Below are 24,734 nucleotides of genomic sequence, written 5' to 3'. Positions count from 1 at the left end.
CATGGACGTCACCAGCATCATCAGTGATTTGAATGCACGCCAGCGTGAAGCTGTCAGTGCGCCACCGATTCATCAATTAGTTTTGGCCGGAGCGGGCAGCGGTAAAACGCGGGTCTTAGTGCATCGCATGGCGTGGTTAATCGCCGCTGAACAAGTGTCGCCGTTTAGTTTATTAGCAGTTACCTTTACTAATAAAGCCGCACAAGAAATGCGCCAACGTGCTGAACGTTTATTAGCCATGCCAGCGCGTGGTTTATGGATTGGTACTTTTCATGGCATTGCGCATCGTTTGTTGCGGGAGCATTGGCGCGAAGCGAAGCTGCCAGAAACTTTTCAAATTCTAGATTCGCAAGATCAGTTACGTTTAATTAAACGCATTATTAAAAATCTTGAGCTTGATGAAACACGCTGGCCGCCCAAGCAAGCGCAATGGTTTATTAATGCACGCAAAGATGAAGGTTTGCGCGCAGCGCATATCATCGACAATGGCGATTTGCTTCAACGGCAGTTGGTAAAAATTTACAGTCAATATGAGCAACAATGTCAGCGCATGGGCGTTATAGATTTTGCTGAGCTGATGTTGCGATGTCTAGAAACATTACGCGATACCCCCGCTTTGCTGACGCATTATCATGAGCGTTTCACGCATTTGTTAGTGGATGAGTTTCAGGACACCAATACTATTCAATACGCTTTATTAAAATTATTGGCCGGCGCAAATACTAAAGTGTTTGCGGTCGGTGATGATGATCAGTCGATTTATGGTTGGCGTGGTGCGCGCATTGAAAATATTCAACAATTCAGCAAACATTTTAAAAATACTCAAACCACACGCTTAGAACAAAACTATCGTTCCACGGGTTCTATTCTGGGTGCGGCTAATGGTTTGATTGCCCATAACAGCGGGCGGTTGGGTAAAGAATTATGGACGGAAGCCGGCAATGGCGATCCCGTTGATATTTATTGTGCGTTTAATGAAACTGATGAAGCGCGTTATATAGTTGAACGCATCCAGCAATGGATAGAACAAGGCGGACGTCGGGATGAAACCGCGATCTTGTATCGTTCTAATGCACAGTCGCGCATTTTTGAAGAAATGTTTATTAGTGCCAGAATTCCGTATCGTGTGTATGGTGGGCTGCGCTTTTTTGAACGTGCTGAAATTAAAGATGCACTAGCGTATTTGCGTTTAGCGATTAATGCGCAAGACGATGCTTCCTTTGAGCGTATTGTCAATGTGCCACCACGCGGAATTGGTGATCGCACCTTGGAGCAATTGCGCGAAGTCAGCCGCGAAAAAGATTGTTCTATGTGGCAGGCTGCTGAAATATTAGTTATTGCTAATAGTTTGACTGCCCGTGCGAGCAATGCGGTACAAATCTTCATACGCCAAATGCGTGCGCTCGCTGACACATTAGAAAATTTAACTCTACATGAGCAAGTTGAGCATTGTATACACAGCAGTGGTTTATTAGATTTTTATGCCAAAGATGTTACTGATAAGGGTCAATCGCGCAAAGAAAATTTAGAAGAATTAGTTTCTGCCGCGCGCGGCTTTGAATTTGACGAAGTAGCGCATCAAGGTATGCGACCGTTGGATGCTTTTTTAGCGCACGCTGCGTTAGAAGCCGGCGAAGGTCAGGCCGATGCATGGGAAGATTGTGTGCAGTTGATGACGCTGCATTCGGCGAAAGGTTTGGAATTTCCTCTGGTGTTTTTATGCGGTTTGGAAGAAGGTTTGTTTCCGCATCAAATGGCCTTGGAAGAAGGTGACCGCTTAGAAGAAGAACGACGTTTGTGTTATGTCGGCATTACGCGCGCACGCCAACAATTAGTGATTAGTTATGCTGAATCGCGGCGCTTATATGGACGCGAAAGTTATTGTTTGCCTTCGCGATTTTTAAGCGAGATTCCTGCTGCAGTGACGCGAGATATTCGCGCACGGGCTGCGCATGTTGCTAAAGGCAGTTATCGTCCCGCAGTAGAAAATAGTGCACAAGTTATTAAGGGTGGTTTACGCATGGGTCAGCGTGTGGCACATGAAAAATTTGGTGCGGGTGTTATTTTAGATTGTGAAGGTCAAGGCCAGCATACACGCGTACAAGTCAACTTTGAATCTGCGGGCAGCAAATGGTTAGTGTTGGCATATGCTAATTTGCAAGTCTTATGAGTTGCGATAGCGCGCAGAGAATTTTTTAAAATTTATAATAAAAATAACACACACATAAAAAACCCCGGCATGCCGGGGTTTTTGTTATTGCAAGGCGTTAATGATTAAAACGCTAAACCTAAGCTAAGGTATTTAACTTCAATTTCATCAATATCATATTGGGTATATTCTAATTCCCAACGGATACCTAAACTAAAACCTGCACCTACACCAAAAGCGGTGCCAGTATCTTCAGCAAGATCACCAATTTCAGCTTGCGCAGCACCTAAACGTGCGATCACATAAACAGGACCTGCACTGCGTGCTGAAATATAAACGGCGGTGCTTTGAAAACCGGCCTCTACTTTTGGGCCCACTACAGGTTCAATGGTGGCATCTGATAATGATCGGCTGTATTCCGCTTCAAACGCTAAATCCGCAACGGCTAAATTTAAAAATTCATAGCTGCCTTGAACAGACATATTGGTGGCGTTATCGGCTTCAGCATTTTTGAGCGCAGGACCGGTGGTGGTCACCAGGGCATTATCAAAGTTATAGTCAATGACCCCCACTTTAGCGCCAATAATTAATTCGCCGGCTAATACGGGCAAAGAGCACAGCAACAGCGCGGTAGTAAATAAACCTTTTTTTAACATGCGAACATCCTTTAACAGGTTGAGTGTGCAGGCATTATAGCCTGGGATGCTTAAGATACAGAACTGATTTAGTGAGTTAGCACTCAATTTTGCTTAAACACAGAATAGTTTGCGGGTTAATAGTTAAAATAAAATGAAGGCTTTGTATTTTTATAAACCGACGCAGTTTTATTTTTGCGGCGATCCCGTTCGGCATTACGGTGTGAGCCAACGGCGCTTGTAAGCTATGATTTTTGTTTAAGCTCGATGAGCGTCAGGCTACCGTTTCTTCTAGCAATGTCAGCAATTGAGTCTGTTGTTGAATGCGTTTGCGTAAAATGCGTTCAAATACTGCGGGATCTTTAGTATGAGTTAATTCACCTGCACGCGGATGATATGAATCTAGCAAACGCGATAGCCAAAAACGCAAAGCGGCTTTGCGTAACATCGTCGGCCATGCCGCAATTTCGTTTGCGCCCAATGGACGTTCGGCGTGATAGGCGATTAACATGGTTTTAACTAAAGCGAGATTGAGTTCACCTTGTTCATCAGAACACCAATCATTGATCAATACGGCTAAATCGTAAATTAAGATATCGTTGCAAGCGAAATAAAAATCAATTAAACCGCTAAGATGATTGCCGTCGAATAATACATTGTCTAAAAATAAATCCGCATGAATCACGCCATGGGGTAGGCGCGCGAGATCTTGTTGTAATTGAAAAGTAAGTTCGGCATCCAGAAAACTTCGAATATCAGGATCGAGCTTGTCTTGTAATTTGCGCGCAGCATCGAGCATCCAATCTAGATTACGTGCGTTTTGGCGCTGCAATGGAAATTTCTGACCAGCGCGATGCATTTGCGCCATGGTAGCAGCGACAGTTGCATATTGTTGTTGCGTAGGTGTGGTCGTGGCACGTCCGGCTAGTCGTTGCACTAAAGCGGTCGGTTTACCATTTAAATGTTGCAGATAATGCGCATCACGATCGGCAATAGGATGTGCAGATGGCACACCTTGTTGCGCTAAATAAGCCATTAACTCTAAATAATAAGGTAAGTCTTCGCTCGCCAGCGTTTCGAATAAGGTCAGCACAAATTGTTGAGTGCCCTGTGCATTGCGAGTGCTTACAAAATAATTGGTATTTTCGATACCGTCGCTAATACCTTGGAAACTCTCGAGCTCGCCAACATTGTAACGTGTTAGAAACTGAGCTAGTTCGCTGGCAGAGACCGTCGTGTAAACGGACATAAATGTCCTGTAGACTGGGGGAGACCCGCGCAGTTTACCATCATGTGTCACGCAAGGTGAGTGGGTCAGCGTTAATTCTGTTAATCGTTGATAATTTATTGTTTGCACACGTTCATTGCGTAATATTAATCGCATACGTCGCACTTGGTTTTGTAAAGGAATGGGGAATGCTCACTTCAAACACACGTCAACAAATTGTGCTAGTTGATGGCTCATCGTATTTATTTCGCGCTTTTCATAGTTTGCCGGCGTTAACCAACAGTCAAGGCGAACCTACCGGTGCCATTTATGGCGTGCTCAATATGTTGCGGCGTTTGCAAAAAGACTACGCACCGGCATATATCGCGGTGGTCTTTGATGCCAAGGGTAAAAATTTTCGGCATGAACTGTATAGCGATTACAAAGCGCATCGACCGCCGATGCCGACAGAGCTCGCCTCGCAAATTGCACCGTTGCAGGAAATTATTCGTGCGCTGGGCATGCCTTTAATCATTCAAAGCGGCGTGGAAGCGGACGATGTTTTAGGCACTTTGGCTAAACAAGCCGAAGCCGCGGGTTTAGACGTGGTTATTTCCACCGGCGACAAAGATATGGCGCAGCTGGTGAATGAGCGCGTCACGTTAATTAACACGATGACCGATACGCGGATGGATAGCGCCGGCGTCGAAGCAAAATTTGGCGTAAAGCCTACGCAGATTATTGATTATCTCGCCTTGATGGGCGACACCTCTGACAACATTCCAGGCGTACCAAAAGTAGGCCCCAAAACAGCTGCGAAATGGTTGCAAGAATATCAGAGCTTGGATGGTGTAATAGCAAACGTTGATAAAATCAGCGGCAAAGTCGGTGAGAATTTGCGTTCGGTGTTGGAGCTATTGCCGCTTTCTCGCAACTTAACCACGATTCGTTGTGATGTAGCGCTGGACCGCGAAATAAGTAGTTTGCAATTAGCCCCACCCGACGTAAACACTTTACGCGAATGGTATAAACGTTATGAATTTAAATCTTGGTTAGCTGAATTAAATTCTAAAATAGAAGGCAATGAACCACAAAATCCCGTAAAGAAAATATTACAAAATAGTATTCCCCCCGCGCCTGTCAATACTCCTGTTGCTCTTGATATAAAAGTTGAATACGAAATTATTTTGCAGCAGGCGCAATTAGATGCTTGGCTGGCACGATTACACGCGGCGGATTATTTTGCTTTTGATACCGAAACCACCAGTTTGAATTATATGGATGCAGAACTCGTCGGTGTGTCTTTTGCTACAGAAGTAGGTAAAGCTGCTTATATTCCCTTGGCGCATGACTATTTAGGCGCGCCTATTCAATTATCACGCGATGGCGTATTGGCCGCGTTAAAACCCTTGTTAGAAAAAATGCCGGCACGTATCGTGGGGCAGCATATAAAATATGATCGCAATGTTTTGCGACATTACAATATTGAATTAAACGCTATCGCGCACGACACTATGCTGGAATCTTATATTTTAGATTCAGCTGGCTCGCGTCATGATATGGATACTTTGGCGAAAAAATATTTAGATTACGACACTACCACTTTTGTCGATGTTGCTGGTAAAGGCGCAAAACAAATTACTTTTAACCAAGTTGAGATTGAAACTGCTGCGCACTATGCTGCTGAGGATGCAGATATAACATTGCGCTTACATGAAACCTTGTGGCCAAAATTACAAGCAAACCCGAGTTTGCAACATGTTTACGAAACTTTGGAAAGACCTTTAATCCCGGTTTTGTCGCGTATGGAATATTACGGTGTAAAAGTAGATGCCGCGCAATTGCGCGCATTAAGCGCAGGATTTGCGCAACGTATTGCCGAAGTGGAAGCGGCTGCGCATACGCAAGCCGGTGGGCCCTTTAATTTAAACTCGCCTAAACAAATTCAAGAAATTTTGTTTGTTCAACAAAAAATTCCCGCGTTACGTAAAACACCAGGAGGCGTACCGTCGACTGCAGAAGATGTGTTAGAAGAGCTGAGTGAGCAAGGCCATGAGTTGCCACGTTTATTATTAGAGCATCGTAGCTTGAGTAAATTAAAATCGACGTACACCGATAAATTACCTGAACAGATTAATGCACGCACAGGGCGCGTGCATACTTCTTATCATCAAGCTATCGCCGCGACCGGACGATTGTCATCAACCGATCCTAATTTACAAAATATTCCGATTCGACATGAAGCCGGTCGACTTATACGACAAGCGTTTATTGCTGAAACGGGACACAGTTTAATTGCCGCCGATTATTCACAAATTGAATTACGTATCATGGCGCATTTATCCGAAGACCCCACTTTATGCAAAGCCTTTGAGCAAGGCATTGACGTGCATCGCGCGACTGCTGCTGAAGTGTTTGATGTAGCAGTTGATGCCGTGAGCCAAGACCAACGTCGCGCCGCGAAAGCAATTAATTTTGGTTTAATCTATGGCATGTCGGCTTTTGGTTTAGCAAAACAACTGGATTTAGGTCGTCAAGAAGCACAGCACTATATTGATCGTTATTTTGCGCGTTATCCTGGCGTGAAAAATTATATGGAACGCACACGTCAACAAGCGCGTGATCAAGGATATATCGAAACGGTATTTGGCCGACGTTTGTATTTGCCCGATATTAAAGCTAGCAACGCGCAACGCCGTCAATACGCAGAACGCACCGCCATCAATGCGCCTATGCAAGGCACTGCGGCTGACATAATAAAAATGGCAATGATTGCCGTTGATGCATGGCTACAAGAAAGCCATTTAGACGTGCGCATGATCATGCAAGTGCACGATGAATTAGTGTTGGAAGCTCCCACAGAAAAAATTCCAATCATTGTCGATGGCGTGCGCCAGCGAATGATGAGCGCGGCGAAATTGAATGTGGCTTTAGAAGTAGATGTGGGAACTGGATTAAATTGGGATGCGGCGCATTAGTGTTTTTCCTAATACTTTAGAACGGAAAACAAAGGCGTTTCGCTGATCGCTGCGAAACTATAATGAGTAACTTTGATTACCATGGATGGCATGAATGCAGATTTTGCAGGAGCAAAAATCTGCCTGTCGTAACTTAGTGTTTAATGTATGACGCGCAATAAGCGCAGCGCATTGCGCTACAAGTTTTAGTTTAATTAAAAGCCAAAGCGTTTCGCTTGTCGCTACGCGACTACAGCGAGTAACTTTTTGTCGTAACAAAAAGTCACCAAAAAATACTTGCCCTTATGTTGTGTACTTTAATGGAATGATATTCCATTAAAGTATTCCCTCGCCGTATTTAAGGGTTAACGCGTCGCCTCAACGCAACGTCCTGTTGCGATCGGCTCACATGAACATCCCTGTTCATGTGCCGCTACTCCTTAAACACTTCTCGGCACAACCTAACGGGCATTATCCCTTCGTTTAGAATCCGCCAAACTTAAAACTTTTTCTAAGATTGATTGGCTTCAGCAATAGAACGAAGTAAATTCCCCTCATGGCTCGCCGAGCATTTGAGCGGTTGTCGGGAAAAACAAACAGGACGTTTGTTTTAGTCACGCCGCGACGACCTGCAACAACAGATCAAACGCGACGGGAACTGCGCGTAATATTTACGCGCAGCGAGACATCGGGAAAGTATTTTTTGGTGACTTTTTGTTACGACAGCAGATTTTTGCTCCTGCAAAATCTGCATTCGCGCCATCCATGGCGATCAAAAGTTACTCGCTGTAGTCGCGTAGCGACGAGCGAAACGCTTCTGTTTTTATAAGAATATTCAACTTGTTGTTAAAACAAGCGAAACGGTTGTTATTTTTTTGTTTGATACGCGAAATGTAAAAAACATAATAATCAAAACTTTTTCGCGCCCAAAAAAAAGCCCCGACCGAAGGGGGGTCAGGGCAAAATACCCGGCAAGGGCGCCGGGCGAAGTGTCCACCCAGGAAGTGCGGTGGACCGGTGCCGGGCTAAAGCACCTGAAGTGTGTGAGCGGGATTTTAGGGAAAAGTTCAGTTAGTGTTGTTTGAAATCACACAACTTTGTTTTGAAACTTCAAATGCTTAAAAATAAATTTTTGTAGTGATGAGTCACAATTATTTTTGTAACAATCTTTTCTTGCTCATATTATTTAGCAGTTATTTCGCAAGATGCCATTCTTTATTGTAAATATTTACACTAAGCGTTGACCTGTGAACCACGCATCAAGTACTTCGTGTACATCATCAACTCCGTTTTTGGCGGTTGCTGAAAATAATTGCAGAGTGGCGACGATATTAGCGTCTTCAATTGCGCGTTGTACCTGTAACAATGTGGTCTTGCCCACGTTGTAGGTAAGTTTGTCCGCTTTGGTAAGTAATATATGGAGCGGCACATCTTCCGCCGCGCACCATTTGATCATTTGCCAATCGAGATCTTGTAACGGATGGCGAATATCCATAATTAATATTAGCCCCGCGAGTTGTTCGCGTTCGACAAAGTAACGTTGTAAATGCGTTTGCCAATGGCGTTTGATGGCGTCCGGGACTTTGGCGTAACCATAACCGGGTAAATCGATTAAGCGTTGACCATCGGGTAATTCGAAAAGATTGATCATTTGCGTGCGCCCGGGCGTATTACTGACGCGGGCGAGTTGTTTTTGATCGGTAATAGCATTGAGCGCGCTGGATTTGCCGGCGTTAGAACGACCAGCAAAAGCAATTTCGCGCACTTTATCTTGCGGTAGCAGGGTGATATCGGGAGCGCTGCTGATAAAACGAGCTTGTCGGTAAACGGGATTCATCTTCTGTGTGCCTAATTAATCGAAGGATGTTGCTCAGTTGTATAATTTAAAAAGACGTAACCTAGAATTCTTATTCGTCGCAATTACCCCTCTGGCATTTACCCTGGGGGGATGGCTGATATAAAATGCGCGCCTTCTCGTTGTCCATTAGTGGTTTTAGGGCGGCGGGCATTTAACCACGTCTCATATGCTGACGCAAAAGCGCGCAAGAGGAATCCTCGTGATAACAATTAATCGAATTATGATATTGACGGCTTTGTTACTGTCTTCTGCGGCTTTATCCGCAGCGGACAAGCCTTTGTTAGGAGATGCGCAAGCAGGTCAATCGAAAGCACAATTGTGTGTAGCGTGTCATGGTGCAGATGGTAACAGTGTAAGTCCGCTGTTTCCGAAATTAGCCGGACAGCATGCGAAATATCTTAGTGAGCAGTTACATGCTTTTAAATTAGGCGCACAAGGTCCGCGCCACAGTCCTAATGCTGCGCAAATGTATGGTATGGCTGCGGGTTTAAGTGACCAAGATATTGCGGATATTGCGGCTTATTATGCGAGCCAAAAAGTTACGGTAGGTACCACGGCGCAAAGCGTTTTAGCCTTAGGCCAGGCTTTATATCGCGGCGGTGATACAAGCAAAGGCGTGGCCGCCTGCGCAGCTTGCCATGGCCCCAATGGCCGCGGTAATCCACAAGCGGGTTATCCGCAAGTTTCAGGTCAACATGCGGCCTATACAAACGGACAATTACAAGCATTTGCGACCGCTCAACGTAGCACTGATACCAATGAAGTGATGCGTGCATTGGCGATTAAATTAAGTCCGGCGGATATGGAAGCGGTTGCGGAATATATCCAAGGCCTGCATTAAGCATTAATTTTTATGCAATATCTAAAAAGGCGACTATTTAGTCGCCTTTTTTATGGCAGTGGCCATTACTGCCGACGTTCGGTATAGTCCTCAGGGAAACAAAATGTCGAATGATGGTCATAACGACTGCCTATTGGCGCACTTATCAGCAATTTAGGGGACAGCTATGTTGAAACGAAGCCTTATATTATTACTAGGTTCTATTTTCGCGATGGCAGCATGTGCTGCGGAAACACCCAATGAAAAATTTAAAGAAGGCATCGACTATGGCGTATTGCCAAAAGCGGTGGCTACCGATGTAGCGAATAAAGTAGAAGTGATTGAATTTTTTTATTATGGTTGCCCGCATTGTTATCACTTCGAACCCCATATTCAATCACTGCGTAAAACCATGCCGACCACGGCGGTTTTTAAAGCAGTACCTGCGACTTTTAGTGATGAGTGGAAAAAAGCCGCACGCGCTTATTACGCACTTGAATCGTTAGGTGCGCTCGATAAAACGCATAAACCTATTTTTGAAGCTATTCATAAACACAATAAAAAATTGAGCAGTCCTGAATCGTTTGCCGATGTTGTAGCGGCACAAGGCGTGGATCGCAAAGCATTTTTAGATGCGATGAATGCGTTTAATACCGATAGCAAAGTCAACAAAGCCAGCCAATTAGTGATGCTGTATCAAGTAAGTGGCGTACCAATGCTGGCAGTAAATGGTCGTTATATAGTGACCGGTGAATTAGCTAAAAGCCCAGAACGGATGATTGAAATTACTCGTTTCTTGATTAATAAAGAAGCTAAACGAATGGATTTAAAATAAGTAAGATTGTAAGCATTAATTAATAGAATGTTGAAGCGGGGTGCTGTCGATGACAGCACCCCGTTTTTTTTATGTGTTAGGTGAATCGTTGCGCGTTTGCCATTGCACGCGTTGACCTCGTTGCAGCGCAAAATGTTCAATGCTGCCGGCCGCTAATTCTAAGGTGTGTACCGCAGGCCAACACGCACTCACACGCCAAGGCCGTAATTGCGGAACCAGTTTTACAATATGACCACGTTGATCCAAATAAACCACATCAATGTTATAACGCAAAAAACCCGTGTGGATAGCACCACAATAATCAATCCATAAGCCGCCGCCTAAAAGCGGTTGTGGATGACCAATTAAACCTAAAAGATGTTCGAGGATGTGGCGGATGCGCTGCATTTTATTGAGTTGCGCAACGGACTGAGTGGTTTCATTGAGGATGGTGACAATACCTTGTCGCATATTTTAACCTGTATTCGGGCTAACAGTGTATGAAGGAAGGATTACGCTAATGCAATATAATCGCAAATGGGTAGTGGCGCTAGATGCCGCGTAAATTTAGCCACATACTTTTTCTAAGGCCGCGCGTAAGTCAGCTAGTTTAAAAGGTTTTTGCAAATAATGTGCATCCGCTTCTAGTACGCCGTCTTTAGTAATAGCATCAGCTGGATAACCTGACATATATAAAACGCGCAACTCTGGAAATCTCTTATTTAAGATAACAAACAATTGTTTGCCATTTAATTCCGGCATGATCACATCGGATAACAATAAATTAAAACGTTGCGGCGCTGTTTGAGCAATGACTAATGCGCGGGTAGGATTATCGATAGCGGTAACTGTATGCCCTAAAGTTACTAACATCTTTTCGGTAATGGTGCGCACCAAACGATCATCTTCTACTAATAAGATATGCTGCGCGGGTAATTGCATGACGGGCGCGGTTGCTGCGTGATGTTTGGTGAGCACTACACTTTTGTGTGCTTGGAAAAATATTTCAAAAGAACAGCCCTTGTTAGGTATGCTGCTCACATGCAAAAAACCGTGATGTTGTTTAACAATACCAAACACCGTTGACAAACCTAAGCCCGTCCCCGCGCCTACGGATTTTGTTGTAAAGAAAGGCTCAAAAACACGCGTTAAATTATCGGCAGAAATACCATGGCCGGTATCGCTTACTTTTAATGAGACATAATTACCCGCAGGCACGGTCATTAAAGGTGACTCTAATGCTTCTTGTAAAATAATATTACGCGTGTTGATTAATAATACCCCACCATCGGGCATTGCATCTTGCGCATTGCCTACTAAATTCAGCAGGATTTGATCAATCTGTGCCGCATCAGCAAAAATATCGTGTAAGTTGATTTGTAGCTCTAGCTTTAAATCAATATTTTCCCGAATTAAGCGCAACAATAAACTTTCAACTGATTGAACAACCTCATTTAATCCCACCGCTTCAGGCCGAATCGTCTGTTTGCGACTGAAGGCTAATAATTGTTGAGTTAATAAACGACCCCGTTCACCCGCTTGTAAAATGTGGGTAGTAAAACGTTGTGTGTCAGGATCTTTAGGCGTGCGCATTTGTAATAATTCAGCAAAGCCATTAATTGCAAATAAAATATTATTGAAATCATGCGCGATACCACCCGCTAATACGCCGATCGCTTCCATTTTTTGAGCTTGTCGTAATTGTTCTTCTAAACGTTTGCGTACCGTAATATCTAAATGCGTGCCCGCAGCGCGCAGTGGTTGACCTTGTTCATCACGTTCGGTAATTTTGCCCTGCGTTAAGATCCAATGATAATCACCTGATTTAGCGCGGTAACGAAATTCTCCGCGATAACTTTCATGTCCTTGTTGGACGTGTTGCTCTACACCGGCCAGCAGTTCTTGGTGATCATCGGGATGCACAATGCTGAACCAGTCATTCAGTATTTCAGAAAATTCATCCGTTGAATAACCCAGCATCTCGGCCATGCCGCGATTAAAGCTGGCTTGCATAGTGCGGGTATCAGTTTCCCAAACACCTAAACTGCCATTAGATAAAGCAACATCTAAACGTTGTTGGCTAGTTTGAAGCGCCAATTCCATTTCTCGGCGATCAGTGATATCGATGGCAACGCCAATAATTTGTTTTAATTTACCTTCAGTATCAAATTGAAATGCTGTTTCACGCGCACTTACCCAGCGCCATTGGCCTTGTAGGTTAGGAATGCGGTATTCAATTTTTAGAATTTCACCTTCTTGAGCTTGCTTTAATGCGACAAAGTGCTGCTGTAATGTGTTGGCATCATCTGGGTGTAAATCAAAGAGTTGATTATGGTGCTGATCGGCCATCACCGCTTCGGCGCTTATGCCGGTGATTTGTTCCACTCCGCGCGTTACAAACACCATTCGTTGTTCTTGTACATCATATAAATAGGTCATGCCCGGTGATGCATCTAATAATTTATCTAAGAATTGCTGTTGTTGTTGTGCTTCGGCCTCTGCGGCTTTGCGATTAGTAATGTCCAGGGCTACGCCGATAACGCTTTGCGCCGCGCCTAGTGAATCTAGTTGAAAAACGGTTTCGCGCGCGCTAATCCAGCGCCATTGTTGGCGATGATCCAATACGCGGTATTCGATTTCGAAAGTTTCATTTTCTTGCGCGTGAGATAATTTATTAAAGTGCTGTTTAATTCGTTCAACATCATCAGGATGGCCGTCGTCAATAGAGCTTATAAGCTGATGTTGAAATGTTTTTGTGGAATCTATGCCGAGGATATCTTGTACACCGCGACTAGCAAATATCATAGGGCCATTGGGCAATTCGTAAATGTAAGTTATGCCGGGAGATGTATCTAATAATTTCTCAGTAAATTGTTTTTGTTGTTGAGCTTCTATTTCAGTTTTTTTGCGATCGCTTATGTCGACAGCAGTACCCACTACACCTTCGATCCCATCATTTTTACGTAATAATGTGACGCGCGTTAGAATGTGACGGATCTCGCCATCAGGTCGACGAATGCGATATTCTTGTTCAAAAAAATCTTGATCAGCGGGAAAAGAATCTAAGTTAACGATGGCGCCAGGACGATCTTCTTCTAAGATCACGTGATGCCACGCTAATGGATCTGTGTATAACGTTGCGCAGGGAATACCCCAGACAACTTCAAACTCCGGATTAACGTACAAGATTTTATAATTATCTTTATGGTCGCCAATTCCAAACCAAAAAACTTCTTTGATATTGTGAGCAATGTATTCAAAACGATTTTGCGCTTCTTGTAGCCGATGCGCTGATTCAAGGTCTTTCGTTTTATCGTAGACCATGCCTTGAATAGCCGGCTGACCGTTGTAAAAAACGTGATTGCCCATTATAACGACGGTAATGATACGACCATCCAGTCGCACTAAGCGTTCTTCTTTTAATTCACTGCCTTGGGTTTCATTGGCGTATAAATTCTTAATGTGCTCCCTAATAACAGGGCGATCATCGGGATGCGTATAGTTAATGGATTCCGTGCCTAATAATTGAGCGGCAGAAGTGGCGCCCAATAAAGTGACTGCCGCATCGTTGACATACACCAATATCCCGTTGGATTGAATAAAAATAGGGACGGTTGAATGATCAATAAGTTGAGTGTAGCGCGTTGCGATTTCGCGCAGCTGTTCAATGGATAAGCTATTTATATCGAGTGACATTATTTGCTAATTTTCGCGCAACAAAAATAATCCGTAAAATCATGTTCAGCCTGCGGTTGTATTTTTAAATAATAAACGCAGTTGCAGATTAGCAGGCTGAACATATGCCTCTAATTAATCGTTAAGCGCCGTGTTTTCCTGATTCCCAACCTTGTTCGGCGAGGAATTTGTTACCGGAAGCAGTTGGCGCTTCTTCCAGGTCAGTTGCCATGCTGTCATTCCAGCGATTTAAAAAACCAAATAAACCAATGACGCCGAGTAATTCTACAATTTGGCTTTCATCCCAGTGTTCACGCAAACGTAAAAATAATTCATCAGTCACGCCGTTAGGTACAGAACCGCCCGCTAAACCAAATTCCAACGCTACTTTTTCTGCGGGTGTAAACAACGCACTCTTTTCATAATTAAATAAGGCGCTGATTTTTGCTTCATCTACACCCATGAATTGACTGCCGTCTGCTTGATGCGCTTGGCAATATAAACAACCTGCTGCATAACTCGCCATGAGCCCGACCATTTTTTTTAACCCGACATCCACCGTACCCTCGCCGACCGTCGCATCGCCTAATGCGGCTAACGCTTTAACAATATTGGGGCGACGCTGCATAGTTAATAAACTATTGGCGTGAAAACCCATGCGGTTTTTAAATGCGCTTAATGCGTCGGCGACTTCAGGAACGCTGCCGGCTGGTAATGGTTTCATTCGTGCCATGAGATGTACCTTTTTGTGTGTAAATGATGAGAGCAGCATACGGTTTGATTCTTTGCCATACAAGTGCGCGCGTGGGATTAATCGAATGTGTGAAGCGTCTCTGGTCGGCGTGATAATCCACCATGCGGTTGAGATAACGTAAAACTATTTTTAACGATTTTAGTCAACCCTTCTAATAGCGTGATGCCGTATACTACGCGCCATGCCAGCATTACAACTGAAAAATGTCGAACTGAGCTTCGGCGGCCACACCTTACTTAATCGCGTAAACCTTGTTATTGAACCGGGTGAGCGTGTGTGTTTGATTGGCCGTAATGGTGAAGGTAAATCAACGTTAATGAAATTAATCAATGCCGAGATGTTGCCGGATGATGGCAATATTTGGCGCGCTGAAGGGGCGAGATTTGCGCGCCTTGATCAAGACGTACCTGCCGCCGCAGATGATAAAGTTTTTGATTTGGTTGCTGCGGGTCTAGGCCCGGTCGCCGGTTGGTTAAGTCGTTATCACGACACCTTAAAATTATTAGAAACAGCGGGCGATGATTACGAACAACACCTGGAAGAACTGGGGCGAATACAACATTATTTGGAAACGCATGAAGGTTGGCAGTTAGAACAACGTGTCACCACCGTGTTAGCGCAATTAGATTTAAATCCTGACAGTTGTTTTGCGGAGTTATCCGGCGGTTGGCGTCGCCGCGTAATGTTGGCGCGTGCCTTAGTTGCACAGCCAGATGTTTTGTTATTGGATGAGCCTACTAACCACTTAGATATTGAAATGATTCAATGGATGGAACAAACCTTATTGAGTTATCAAGGCACGCTTATTTTTATTTCGCACGACCGGGCTTTTCTAAAATCGTTGTCGACGCGGATTATTGAATTAGATCGCGGTCAGTTATATAACTGGGATTGCAATTATCCCACGTATCTTGAGCGCAAAAAAGCGGCATTAGAAGCCGAAGCGCATCATCAGTCAGAGTTTGATAAAAAATTAGCGCAAGAAGAAGTATGGATACGCCAAGGTATTAAAGCGCGGCGCACACGTAATGAAGGTCGGGTTCGAGCACTGATGCAATTGCGCGAAGAACGTGCGCAACGACGGGAACAAATCGGTAAAGCGGCGTTTAAGATTGATGATATTGCGCGCTCTGGAAAATTAGTCATAAAAGCTGACAATGTTTCGTTTGGCTATGCAGAAAAAACCATCATAAAAGATTTTTCTAGCACTATTATTCGCGGCGACAAAATTGGCTTAATGGGCCCCAATGGTTGCGGCAAGAGTACCTTGCTCAAAGTATTGCTCGGTCAATTAAAACCGACCGCGGGGCAATTGCAAGTCGGCACCCAATTGCAAATGGCGTATTTTGATCAACAGCGCGAAACCTTAAAAGAAGATACGAGTGTGATGGATAACGTCGCAGAAGGCCGCGAATTTATTGAAATCAACGGTAATCGCCGGCACTTAATTAGTTATTTACAAGATTTTCTATTTACGCCCGAACGCGCGCGCGCGCCGGCGAAAAAATTATCCGGTGGCGAACGTAATCGCTTAATGCTAGCTAAGTTATTCAGCAAGCCTTTTAATTTATTGGTATTAGACGAACCGACTAATGATTTAGATGTAGAAACCTTAGAGTTGTTAGAAGATTTACTAACAGACTATGCTGGCACTTTATTAATCGTCAGCCATGACCGTGCATTTTTAGACAATGTAGTGACCAGCGTATTTGCTTATGAAGGCCAAGGCGAATTTGTTGAATACGTGGGTGGTTATGAAGACTGGCTGCGCCAGCGACCCAAAAACTTTAGTTATGCAGAGATTGTAGAAAAAGAAAAAAAGTCTATAACAAAAACTGCAGACATAACGCCTATCGTTGATAAAGCGGTTAAAAAATTGAGTTACAAAGAACAGCGTGAGCTAGCTGAATTGCCGGCCAAAATAGAAACGCTGGAAATAGAGCAACGTCAATTACAAGAACGCTTAGCAGATCCCGCTATTTATCAAAACGCTCTAGAGCTAAGCAGTGTTAATAATCGTTTAGCTGAAATTGAAAAAGTACTGCTCGTTGCTTACGAGCGTTGGAATGCTTTAGAAAATTAACTATATGATTGTGCCCATAGGAAAAAATAATTACCTAGTGTTCCGCAATCTAAGCCAAGCATATGAAGCGGAATTTTCCGTCATCACCGGCAAACAACCTGATGTTAACGGCATGTTTTCGCTAGATACCGACTGCGATGAAAGTCACGATGGTTTTTTATTGTATGAATCCGATATCCCCATTGGTTTTGCTGTTAAAGGCCGCGATTCTGGACGGCATGACATGGCGGAATTTTATATTATCCCGACTGTGCGTCGTCAAGGCTTAGGCGAGGAATTCGCGCAAGCAATATTTCGACACTATCCAGGCAAGTGGCAAGTGCGTCAAATCGAAGGCGCAGATTTAGCGCGAACCTTTTGGCGTCGTGTCATTAAAGATTACACGCATAATGAATTTGTTGAAGAGCAAATAGATGATCTCTATTGGGGTTTGGTTATTCGTCAACAATTTTTGTCTGATCCCGCAGCGAACGACGACACACAATTAAGTATGTTGTAAATAATAGTCTGTTGCATGAAGGGATGTGACACTGGAAAGTGGATGTTTGAAAATAGTTTTAACCGACATTTTTAATTCGCGCGCAAACATGCTGTTCTAAAAGTTGAGTATAAATTTAATATGTTAGTAACCTTTATAAATTGTATGGAGTCGTTTTTAATGAACGCTACAAAAGCTCTGTTCGCCGTATTATTTTTAAGTATAGGCATTAATGCGCATGGCAATGAACTCGTCGAGCCTGAAAAAGCTGACGCTGCGTCGGCTCCGGTTTCGGCGCCGGCTTTGATGCCTGCGGCAGAAAGTAAAGCCGACACCAATTGGATTGATGTCTCACCGGTACATAGCTCAATTAATACGCGTGCAGGGATGTCATTCCATAAAGATTTTTATGCAATGCCTTTTACTTGGAGCCCTGATTATGAAAATTCTTATTCTGAATTTATTTATCAATTAAGCACCAAAGTTCGGGTGAGCGACAGCAATTTTTATTTTGCTTATACGCAGAAAAGTTTTTGGCAAGTTTATAACAGCAAAGACTCAAATCCATTTCGCGAAACTAATTACAATCCTGAATTTTTTTATCGCAAAACACCCGGCAGTAAAAATTGGCTTAATAAGATCGGCGCCGATTTTGGTGTGGAGCATGAATCAAATGGTCAGCCGAAACCTGCATCACGCGGTTGGAATCGTAGTTATGCTGCAATTTTTTATCCTACGCCAAACACCCTAACGTATTTGAAAGTTTGGCATGTTTTTGGTGAGGCTTCTGATAGCAGTAAAATTTTGGCAGACAATCCTGACATTATTGATTATTACGGACACGCCGAATTACATTTTCGTTGGCAAAGTTCAGGCGCAGTCCGAAAAGGCGCGCACCTTATGCTGCGAGGTAACGTACACGAAAGCAAAGGCGCGGCACAATTTGATTACACTTATCCGACGGGTTCCAAAGACATGCACTGGTATTTTTCTGTATGGAAAGGCTACGGTGAAAGTTTAATTGATTACGATAAAAATATAACCAGAACGGGCTTAGGTGTGGTTTTTAAGCGCTAATAGATTTTTATTTTGGTGGGAAAATAAATTCACCAGGATTTTTTAAGAAACGCCAGCCTAATAAATTAATAAGCTGTCGACTTTGCGCAAAAGTAATTTGTCGAGCACGTAGCGCGACATACAAAGAAAGTGAAAAACTCACCGTTAAATTTATAAACGCAATTCCGGCCACGCCTAATAATGTCAAAGCAAGCAGTGTTGGGTGTAAATTAAAATCTAAAGTAACGAATGAAAATGCAATAAAAGCCGATGAAAAAGTGACATGACGAATATCCAGCGGCAAACCAAATAACACGCCCAGCGACCATACGCCGCCTAACATGCAGCCCAAAGAAAAATTACCTGCTAAAGCACCTAAGTTATGCGCAATATAATTAGCAATGCGTTGTACACGCGCTTCGCCTAATAACTGTTTAGGCCATTCTAGTTGTAGTAAACGTTGTGGGATTTTGTTGTAAGACGCAAGATTATCGTAATAACCGGCGACTAAACCACTCAAAAACAAACAAACACCGGCGATGGCGGCATAAAATAAAGCGCCACTGAAGGGTGTTACTTGAGATAAAAGAAAATATGCTTTGGCGTCACTGATAAAGTGTTCACCAGAAAAATAGTGCACTAATAATGCAAGCGCCATAGTTATCGATATCGCCGCTATCACGTTGCCGATAATTGCGATTAACTGACTGCGACTGGTTCTTGCAATTAAAGTCACAAGGCCTTCAAGATTTTGTTGTGCGCCGTTAGTTTGATTTAAACTAGCAGCAATGGTGTTCGCCGTCATAGCCGGTTGTTTGGTTGCTACTGTGCCATGCAATAAATGAATTAATACAAATCCAAGTCCATAAATTAAACAATAAGCAATGGTTTCATTAAGTGGCGCTAAATGCAGGCCGGCAACTGATATTTTTGTCATGGCCATAAATGCCACAATAAAACCCGCTATTAATGCCGATTGGAACAGTACAAAATATTCGCGCCGCGATTCGGTAATATAGTGTTCGCCGGTATTGCTGGTGGATTCCGTAATACGCAAGGCCAAGATTGCGATATTTTCTTGCCAATAATAAAACAAAGCATTTTTATGACATTCGGCATGAATCGTATCTTTAAAGTATTGAATAAGAGAGGGGTAATATGCCGCGTCGATATAACCATGACGTGAACGCGTTAGAATATCGAGTAAGGTATCAATGCGTTTTAAATGTTGGCGGAGGCGTAATAGCTTTAATGTTAACGAGAGGCTGGTACCTTCGGCATGTGCACGTAATTTTAATTGCGCGATAAGTTCGTCGCATTTTTGCAGTTGTTGACGTGATGGCGCGGTATCTTCTTCGCTAATATCAAATTTGGCGACAGTAATATTATTTAGTAATTGGATTATCTCGATGTTTTGCGCTAAAAATGCGGACGTTTCTTCTTCAAGTTCGGGCGCGAGATGAATAATCTCGGCATCTAAACCAATGGCACTAATGCGATATGACAAGATACGCAAGGCTTCGCGAAGTTGCGTAATATAAAAAGGCACAGTGGTATTGCTACTAACGAAATTTTTGTCTAATTCTAACGCCTCTAATAAAGTTAGCCATACACTGTTTTCTACACCTTTTACCCATATCCAATCGCGTCTATTGTTAAAAATAACACCAATCATATGTTGTAAGTAACGATGATTAATCACATCCGGTAACAAATGATGCGCGATACGCCGAGTTGTTTCAGAAAAAAATCCAGTCTCCGAGAAAATGCCGGTTTCAGTTAACAGCGTAATGTGTTGATGCTTGCGCAGCAGTTCTAAAATCGCCTGACGAAGATAGGTTTTGAGCGGATCATTGGTCTGCAAGTTATAACAAAGAACATGAATGTTTTGGGTGGCTTGCTCAACATCGTCGTATGCTAGGGGCCGCAGATAACGCACAAGATTACGTAACACGCTGATGTTATCTGTATTCGTTGGCGTGATACTGTCTTGTAGATCTTGCAAACTAAAGACAATAGGTTTTTTGAAAAATATAATAAATGTATTCCTGAGCGCGTATAGGTTGAGCATTATTACAAATATTAAGGCGCCAGCAGTGTAACTAAAAACAGTATGTCGGCCTATGTATTTGTCGGGCGTGCGCCGCTTTGCAAATACAAAGTCGCTGGTTACAATGCTGCGACCTTTGTATTTATCGTAACCCTTGGAGAGTATATGAAAAAAGTGATATTGGCTTTATTTGCGATTTTAATGAGTGCCACCGCATTGGCGGGTAAAACGTATCAAGTGACGGGCCCGGTTTTGGAATTAACGGATAAAAAAATTGTGGTAGAAAATCGCGATAAAGAAAAATGGGAAATTGAACGCAACGCAGCAACGAAAGTGACCGGTGATTTAAAAGTAGGCGCCAAAGTAACTATTCAGTACAGCATGTCGGCGGTTAGCGCGGAAGTGAAGTAAATAAGGTTTTACGTATTGCAACAAAGCCCGCCAACGCGGGCTTTGTTATTGATATGGTGCGCCCGAGACGATTCGAACGTCCGACCTTTGGTTTCGGAAACCAACACTCTATCCAACTGAGCTACGGGCGCAAAATAGGCCTGCTCGAAATAAAAACGACCTCTTCGCGCAAGCCGCGGTATTGTAAGGCTTGAGGTAAAGATTGCCCAGCAAGGCTTGCGGATTAATCGATTTGCCTGCTGCAACTAGCTGGGTATAATGCCCCGCCCGAGGCAGCGCCTCCCCGTTTTCTCATCCCCGAATTTAATAAGGCAGGTTAGTCCAGTGGAAAAAACTGATAAAAAATTTATGTTTTTGTTGTGTGTGCTGGTCGTAGGTATTGTTGGTTTAAGTGTTGTGGTATTTATTGCCGCTAATTTGGTAGGCGATCAAGACTATGGCAAAAGCGAAGCTCAAATCGCCCTGGCCAAAGAACGTTTAGCACCCATTGGACAAGTGAATGTTGCGGGTGCCGCGGTCGCGGCCGACAACCTTGTTTCTGTTCAAGCCGCGCCTAGAAGTGGCGTTGAGGTCTACAACAGCATTTGTATGGCTTGTCATGACGCGGGCATTGCCGGCGCACCCAAGCGCGGCGATAAAGCGGCATGGGCAGCTCGCTTAAGCCAAGGCAAAGAAGTTTTATATCAGCATGCGTTAAATGGTAAAGGTGCAATGCCAGCGAAAGGTGGTAATCCTGCGTTATCGGATGCTGAAGTAAAAGCCGCGGTAGATTATTTAATTAAATAAACTTGCTGGTACGAGTTTTTAAAAACGCCGCGTTAATTAAAAAACGCGGCGTTTTTTTTGTTCAAATTTTAGTAATAAAAAATTTATTGCTCTGACCAAACAGCTAATTCATGCCCGCTAGGATCACGAAATTGAAAACGCCGACCACCGGGAAAATCAAAAATAAATTTTGTAATAGGCGCGCCGTAACGTGCGACGTGGTTAAACGTCTCTTGTAGGTTTTCGCTGTACAACACGATTAATACGCCGCCAACACTGGGTTTTTCTTGATAATTAAAACCACCTTGGCCGCGTGCATGACTAAACGCAGTATATTGTTCGCCGTAATCAACAAAAGTCCAGCCGAATAAATCGCCGTAAAATTGTTTGGCGGCTTGCAGGTCGTGCACCGGAATTTCAATATAATCAATTGCCAACATAGTGCTCTAAACTCGTGTCGTTAAAAAATTTATTCGGTTTCGTCTTCGATTAATTTCCAACCCGCGCCAGGAAAAAAATCGCCATTCGAATAATAATGTTTGGCAATTTTTAAAACCATATCGATCTCAAAACAAACTTCATTAGCCGGTGCGCTATAACCTTGATCACTGCTACAAACCACGACGGAGTCGACACCTTGTTTAGGCGCGTAATAAGTGGCTTCTTGCTCTAACAATGAATACCCAAAAATAGCGTAAGCTTTGGGGCTGCCTAAAATACCTAGGCTTTCCATATCTAAACCATCGGGATCTTCGTCATCATTTAAGCGCAGGCGCAGCATAGGATTTTGAAAGCCGTCTAATTCTTGAATGGCTTTTACAATGTCGTCCCAGCTAGGCGCGGGGTATTCTTGGGTCGCTAGCGGCTGGCCTTGTGTGTCATAAGGAAAGACTTGTAAGCGTTTGACTTCACTGGGCATAAAAATTCTCATTCGGCTGCAGGGTTTTGCGGTTGCGGCATGGAGTCTGCACCAAATTGTGCTATGTTTGCACCTAATATTGTCGAGAATAAAAAGGATTTAACATGAACGAACAACGAATTTTGCTAGAAGCTTGGAAACAAAGCCTGCGTGTACAGATGGCGTTTAATGAAATCGTCGCCCGCAATCGCGTAATTTCTGTTGCGCTGATCACCGTGGTTTTGATGGTAGACAGCGTCTGGGGTAAAAAAGAAGATTATTTAGCACTGGCCGCCGCGAGCATCGCGTGGGCTGCGTTTTATTTATTGGATCGGTTTTGGTATTTGTATTTGCAAATCGGCGCCGTGCAACACACGCAAAATATTGAAGCGAAGGCGCGTGATATGGGTATGAAACTGGTGACCGGCGAATCGCTGTTAGGCTTAACGATTAAAGTGACGCGCGTTAATCGCGATGCGTTAAATATTCGGCCTAAATATAAAATTGATTTGTTTTATGGCGTGGTCTTGTTAATGCTGTTATCAACCATTGCATTGCGTTATTTGTTTTTACAATAAAATTAGTCGTCAATTTTAAAAAGCCCGATTTTTTAATCGGGCTTTTTAATGTCAGTCATGCGGCGATCTTAGCGTGCTACATAATAAAATTTGATTCTCTAAAGTTTGCCAATCTAATTTATAACTATTAATTAACTCTAAACGACTATCACCGACATAGGGGATTTCAGTAACGTGTAGAATGCTGTATGCGGCATTAAAGGCATACATACCCCGATTAGTATTTATGGTCGCTTTTAAACGATCACACTGCACATTATTTAACACCGTAAAAATCGCCTCAAACGAAAAAATAATGTTGCTGGAAAATAGCCAGCCGCAGCTGACATATTCATGATCGCGATGTTCGCGACGTAAAAATTTTTGCCCCTCGTCTAATTTAAGGGGCAAAATCTCTAGATCATCTTCTAATATATTTTTACTTTGGCGGATACTATGGCGCGGGCTTGCGGCTATATCTAAATAGCGCGCCGCAATTTCCCCTTGTTGTAACCACGCCGTTTGAATATCGGCGGGTGCTTGCGTAGCAATAAAATGTTCGAAGGCTTGTTGATCGCTGTGAGAACAAACGTCAGTTTTATTCGCGACAATAATATCGGCGCAAGCGATTTGTTCTTTGAATTCATCTCGGCTCGTATAACGAGAGTCCTGCAGTTTGCGCGGATCGACTAAGGTTAGGGTTGCGCGTACTTCTAAGTGTTGGGAGTAAGGAGCGTTTCTCAAGGTGCGTAAAACTTGGGCAGGATGACCTAAGCCCGTTAGCTCAATGATTAAACGATCCCATTTTTCTTGCGCTAATAATTGATTCAAGCCTACTTGCATGGGTAAGCCGGCGACACAACAAATACAACCGCCGGTAATTTCTTTGATGGCGGCGCCTTGGTTGCTCAGTAAAGCCCCATCAATGCCGATTTCGCCAAATTCATTAACTAAAATTGCCCAGCGTTCATTAGCAGGTTTAACGTGATGTAATAAATGCAAAATAGCGGTAGTTTTACCCGTACCTAAAAAACCGGTAATGACATTGGTAGGAATGAGACGGCCAATCATTTTTTTACAAGACCCGTAATTGAAAGTGCGATTTTATTTTAACACAGTCGTCAAATAAGCCGCTTTCGTCATAATTTCATCAAGCTTTAGTCGTTATGGTCGCTAGCTCAGGCGATAAAAATATAACAACATCAATGGACAGGTGATTTTTCATTATGCGTAATTTCTCTGTTGCCGCAGACGGTCGCGACGATAGCCTGCTCGCAGGTTGGGTATTTGGTATGTGTAGTCGTATCAGTCCGCAAACCAGTGGTTATGGTTATGGGCAGTTGTGTGATAGTTGTGGCCAACAATACGAAATCAATTGGACGGTGGTAGCAGGCGAACAAGACATTATTGCTATGCATGACTATTATGGCCGCCGTTATTTTGAAATGTTGCTGCCGGTGCCTGTTACCGGTGAGCAAGAGTTCATTGCGTATTTTCGGAATATGTTGCCGAAGTTAGAAGCAAAATTGTTTTCTTGAAATTAATATTTTAATTTAAATACGGCGAT

General features: G+C 43.4%; 21 protein-coding genes and 1 tRNA gene. 11 read left to right on the top strand and 11 right to left on the bottom strand.

Annotated features, from left to right (window positions below; all coding sequences use genetic code 11):
* Position 1: 1 nt before the first annotated feature.
* Entirely contained in the window at positions 2 to 2,170 is a 2,169-nt protein-coding gene (uvrD, locus tag H0W44_02690) for a DNA helicase II (GenBank protein ID MBA3581340.1), read from the top strand.
* 104 nt (positions 2,171 to 2,274) lie between these two features.
* On the opposite strand, the gene H0W44_02685 is transcribed toward uvrD, so the two are convergent.
* Together H0W44_02685 and H0W44_02680 are read right to left on the bottom strand one after the other, a co-directional pair.
* A complete protein-coding gene (locus tag H0W44_02685) occupies positions 2,275 to 2,805 on the bottom strand; it encodes a hypothetical protein (protein MBA3581339.1) in 531 nt (176 codons plus the stop codon).
* A 253-nt stretch (positions 2,806 to 3,058) separates the two neighbouring features.
* A complete protein-coding gene (locus H0W44_02680) occupies positions 3,059 to 4,033 on the bottom strand; it encodes a homoserine kinase (GenBank protein ID MBA3581338.1) in 975 nt (324 codons plus the stop codon).
* A gap of 167 nt (positions 4,034 to 4,200) precedes the next feature.
* On the opposite strand from H0W44_02680, the gene polA reads away from it, so the two are divergent.
* Positions 4,201 to 6,969 (top strand): DNA polymerase I, encoded by a 2,769-nt coding sequence (polA, locus tag H0W44_02675; GenBank protein MBA3581337.1) that lies wholly within the window; start codon positions 4,201 to 4,203, stop codon positions 6,967 to 6,969.
* Between the two features lie 1,207 nt (positions 6,970 to 8,176).
* Here the strand turns inward: polA and H0W44_02670 are convergent.
* Positions 8,177 to 8,785, bottom strand: coding sequence for a YihA family ribosome biogenesis GTP-binding protein (locus H0W44_02670; protein ID MBA3581336.1), 609 nt, complete (start codon positions 8,783 to 8,785; stop codon positions 8,177 to 8,179).
* A gap of 241 nt (positions 8,786 to 9,026) precedes the next feature.
* Between H0W44_02670 and H0W44_02665 the strand changes: the two genes are divergently transcribed.
* Both H0W44_02665 and H0W44_02660 read left to right on the top strand, forming a co-directional pair.
* Complete coding sequence (locus tag H0W44_02665) at positions 9,027 to 9,647, top strand: cytochrome c4 (protein ID MBA3581335.1); 621 nt, start codon at positions 9,027 to 9,029, stop codon at positions 9,645 to 9,647.
* 166 nt (positions 9,648 to 9,813) lie between these two features.
* Positions 9,814 to 10,461, top strand: coding sequence for a thiol:disulfide interchange protein DsbA/DsbL (locus H0W44_02660; protein ID MBA3581334.1), 648 nt, complete (start codon positions 9,814 to 9,816; stop codon positions 10,459 to 10,461).
* A gap of 69 nt (positions 10,462 to 10,530) precedes the next feature.
* Here H0W44_02660 and H0W44_02655 read toward each other — a convergent pair whose 3' ends face one another.
* The 3 genes from H0W44_02655 to H0W44_02645 form a co-directional block, all read right to left on the bottom strand.
* On the bottom strand, positions 10,531 to 10,911 hold the full coding sequence (locus H0W44_02655; GenBank protein MBA3581333.1) for a DUF192 domain-containing protein: 381 nt from the start codon (positions 10,909 to 10,911) through the stop codon (positions 10,531 to 10,533).
* Between the two features lie 96 nt (positions 10,912 to 11,007).
* Positions 11,008 to 14,136, bottom strand: a complete 3,129-nt coding sequence (locus tag H0W44_02650; GenBank protein MBA3581332.1) for a PAS domain-containing protein — start codon at positions 14,134 to 14,136, stop codon at positions 11,008 to 11,010.
* A gap of 121 nt (positions 14,137 to 14,257) precedes the next feature.
* Positions 14,258 to 14,848 carry a carboxymuconolactone decarboxylase family protein gene (locus H0W44_02645; protein MBA3581331.1) on the bottom strand — a complete coding sequence of 197 codons (591 nt, stop codon included), beginning with the start codon at positions 14,846 to 14,848 and terminating at the stop codon, positions 14,258 to 14,260.
* A gap of 202 nt (positions 14,849 to 15,050) precedes the next feature.
* Here H0W44_02645 and H0W44_02640 point away from each other — a divergent pair, with 202 nt between their 5' ends.
* From H0W44_02640 to H0W44_02630, 3 genes are all read left to right on the top strand, one after another.
* Complete coding sequence (locus tag H0W44_02640) at positions 15,051 to 16,952, top strand: ATP-binding cassette domain-containing protein (GenBank protein MBA3581330.1); 1,902 nt, start codon at positions 15,051 to 15,053, stop codon at positions 16,950 to 16,952.
* Positions 16,953 to 16,956: 4 nt separating this feature from the next.
* Positions 16,957 to 17,451, top strand: a complete 495-nt coding sequence (locus tag H0W44_02635) for a hypothetical protein (GenBank protein ID MBA3581329.1) — start codon at positions 16,957 to 16,959, stop codon at positions 17,449 to 17,451.
* Between the two features lie 159 nt (positions 17,452 to 17,610).
* Positions 17,611 to 18,507: a phospholipase A gene (locus H0W44_02630; protein ID MBA3581328.1), complete on the top strand. Its 897-nt coding sequence runs from the start codon at positions 17,611 to 17,613 to the stop codon at positions 18,505 to 18,507.
* Between the two features lie 7 nt (positions 18,508 to 18,514).
* Here the strand turns inward: H0W44_02630 and H0W44_02625 are convergent, their stop codons facing one another.
* A complete protein-coding gene (locus H0W44_02625) occupies positions 18,515 to 20,491 on the bottom strand; it encodes a site-specific recombinase (protein MBA3581327.1) in 1,977 nt (658 codons plus the stop codon).
* Between the two features lie 210 nt (positions 20,492 to 20,701).
* Here H0W44_02625 and H0W44_02620 point away from each other — a divergent pair, with 210 nt between their 5' ends.
* On the top strand, positions 20,702 to 20,947 hold the full coding sequence (locus H0W44_02620) for a hypothetical protein (GenBank protein MBA3581326.1): 246 nt from the start codon (positions 20,702 to 20,704) through the stop codon (positions 20,945 to 20,947).
* A 54-nt stretch (positions 20,948 to 21,001) separates the two neighbouring features.
* On the opposite strand, the gene H0W44_02615 is transcribed toward H0W44_02620, so the two are convergent.
* Positions 21,002 to 21,078: transfer RNA gene (locus H0W44_02615), tRNA-Arg, on the bottom strand.
* Between the two features lie 127 nt (positions 21,079 to 21,205).
* On the opposite strand from H0W44_02615, the gene H0W44_02610 reads away from it, so the two are divergent.
* Complete coding sequence (locus H0W44_02610; GenBank protein ID MBA3581325.1) at positions 21,206 to 21,733, top strand: cytochrome c5 family protein; 528 nt, start codon at positions 21,206 to 21,208, stop codon at positions 21,731 to 21,733.
* 83 nt (positions 21,734 to 21,816) lie between these two features.
* Here H0W44_02610 and H0W44_02605 read toward each other — a convergent pair whose 3' ends face one another.
* Both H0W44_02605 and H0W44_02600 read right to left on the bottom strand, forming a co-directional pair.
* Positions 21,817 to 22,152: a VOC family protein gene (locus tag H0W44_02605; protein ID MBA3581324.1), complete on the bottom strand. Its 336-nt coding sequence runs from the start codon at positions 22,150 to 22,152 to the stop codon at positions 21,817 to 21,819.
* A gap of 29 nt (positions 22,153 to 22,181) precedes the next feature.
* Positions 22,182 to 22,631, bottom strand: coding sequence for a hypothetical protein (locus H0W44_02600; protein MBA3581323.1), 450 nt, complete (start codon positions 22,629 to 22,631; stop codon positions 22,182 to 22,184).
* Between the two features lie 104 nt (positions 22,632 to 22,735).
* On the opposite strand from H0W44_02600, the gene H0W44_02595 reads away from it, so the two are divergent.
* Positions 22,736 to 23,188: a hypothetical protein gene (locus H0W44_02595; GenBank protein MBA3581322.1), complete on the top strand. Its 453-nt coding sequence runs from the start codon at positions 22,736 to 22,738 to the stop codon at positions 23,186 to 23,188.
* Positions 23,189 to 23,239: 51 nt separating this feature from the next.
* Here the strand turns inward: H0W44_02595 and H0W44_02590 are convergent, their stop codons facing one another.
* Complete coding sequence (locus H0W44_02590) at positions 23,240 to 24,238, bottom strand: GTP-binding protein (GenBank protein ID MBA3581321.1); 999 nt, start codon at positions 24,236 to 24,238, stop codon at positions 23,240 to 23,242.
* A 155-nt stretch (positions 24,239 to 24,393) separates the two neighbouring features.
* Between H0W44_02590 and H0W44_02585 the strand changes: the two genes are divergently transcribed.
* Positions 24,394 to 24,705, top strand: coding sequence for a hypothetical protein (locus H0W44_02585; GenBank protein MBA3581320.1), 312 nt, complete (start codon positions 24,394 to 24,396; stop codon positions 24,703 to 24,705).
* The last annotated feature ends 29 nt before the right edge of the window (positions 24,706 to 24,734 follow it).

Source organism: Gammaproteobacteria bacterium (genome assembly GCA_013817245.1).
Taxonomy (GTDB): Bacteria; Pseudomonadota; Gammaproteobacteria; order HTCC5015; family HTCC5015; genus JACDDA01.
This window is presented reverse-complemented; position numbering and strand designations above follow the sequence as displayed.

What these genes read in the sequence shown, in the direction of transcription:
- uvrD (MBA3581340.1), top strand. Translation starts at nt 2, where the DNA reads ATGGACGTCACCAGCATCATCAGTGATTTGAATGCACGCCAGCGTGAA.
- H0W44_02685 (MBA3581339.1), bottom strand. Translation starts at nt 2,805, where the DNA reads ATGTTAAAAAAAGGTTTATTTACTACCGCGCTGTTGCTGTGCTCTTTG.
- H0W44_02680 (MBA3581338.1), bottom strand. Translation starts at nt 4,033, where the DNA reads ATGTCCGTTTACACGACGGTCTCTGCCAGCGAACTAGCTCAGTTTCTA.
- polA (MBA3581337.1), top strand. Translation starts at nt 4,201, where the DNA reads ATGCTCACTTCAAACACACGTCAACAAATTGTGCTAGTTGATGGCTCA.
- H0W44_02670 (MBA3581336.1), bottom strand. Translation starts at nt 8,785, where the DNA reads ATGAATCCCGTTTACCGACAAGCTCGTTTTATCAGCAGCGCTCCCGAT.
- H0W44_02665 (MBA3581335.1), top strand. Translation starts at nt 9,027, where the DNA reads ATGATATTGACGGCTTTGTTACTGTCTTCTGCGGCTTTATCCGCAGCG.
- H0W44_02660 (MBA3581334.1), top strand. Translation starts at nt 9,814, where the DNA reads ATGTTGAAACGAAGCCTTATATTATTACTAGGTTCTATTTTCGCGATG.
- H0W44_02655 (MBA3581333.1), bottom strand. Translation starts at nt 10,911, where the DNA reads ATGCGACAAGGTATTGTCACCATCCTCAATGAAACCACTCAGTCCGTT.
- H0W44_02650 (MBA3581332.1), bottom strand. Translation starts at nt 14,136, where the DNA reads ATGTCACTCGATATAAATAGCTTATCCATTGAACAGCTGCGCGAAATC.
- H0W44_02645 (MBA3581331.1), bottom strand. Translation starts at nt 14,848, where the DNA reads ATGGCACGAATGAAACCATTACCAGCCGGCAGCGTTCCTGAAGTCGCC.
- H0W44_02640 (MBA3581330.1), top strand. Translation starts at nt 15,051, where the DNA reads ATGCCAGCATTACAACTGAAAAATGTCGAACTGAGCTTCGGCGGCCAC.
- H0W44_02635 (MBA3581329.1), top strand. Translation starts at nt 16,957, where the DNA reads ATGATTGTGCCCATAGGAAAAAATAATTACCTAGTGTTCCGCAATCTA.
- H0W44_02630 (MBA3581328.1), top strand. Translation starts at nt 17,611, where the DNA reads ATGAACGCTACAAAAGCTCTGTTCGCCGTATTATTTTTAAGTATAGGC.
- H0W44_02620 (MBA3581326.1), top strand. Translation starts at nt 20,702, where the DNA reads ATGAAAAAAGTGATATTGGCTTTATTTGCGATTTTAATGAGTGCCACC.
- H0W44_02610 (MBA3581325.1), top strand. Translation starts at nt 21,206, where the DNA reads ATGCCCCGCCCGAGGCAGCGCCTCCCCGTTTTCTCATCCCCGAATTTA.
- H0W44_02605 (MBA3581324.1), bottom strand. Translation starts at nt 22,152, where the DNA reads ATGTTGGCAATTGATTATATTGAAATTCCGGTGCACGACCTGCAAGCC.
- H0W44_02600 (MBA3581323.1), bottom strand. Translation starts at nt 22,631, where the DNA reads ATGCCCAGTGAAGTCAAACGCTTACAAGTCTTTCCTTATGACACACAA.
- H0W44_02595 (MBA3581322.1), top strand. Translation starts at nt 22,736, where the DNA reads ATGAACGAACAACGAATTTTGCTAGAAGCTTGGAAACAAAGCCTGCGT.
- H0W44_02590 (MBA3581321.1), bottom strand. Translation starts at nt 24,238, where the DNA reads ATGATTGGCCGTCTCATTCCTACCAATGTCATTACCGGTTTTTTAGGT.
- H0W44_02585 (MBA3581320.1), top strand. Translation starts at nt 24,394, where the DNA reads ATGCGTAATTTCTCTGTTGCCGCAGACGGTCGCGACGATAGCCTGCTC.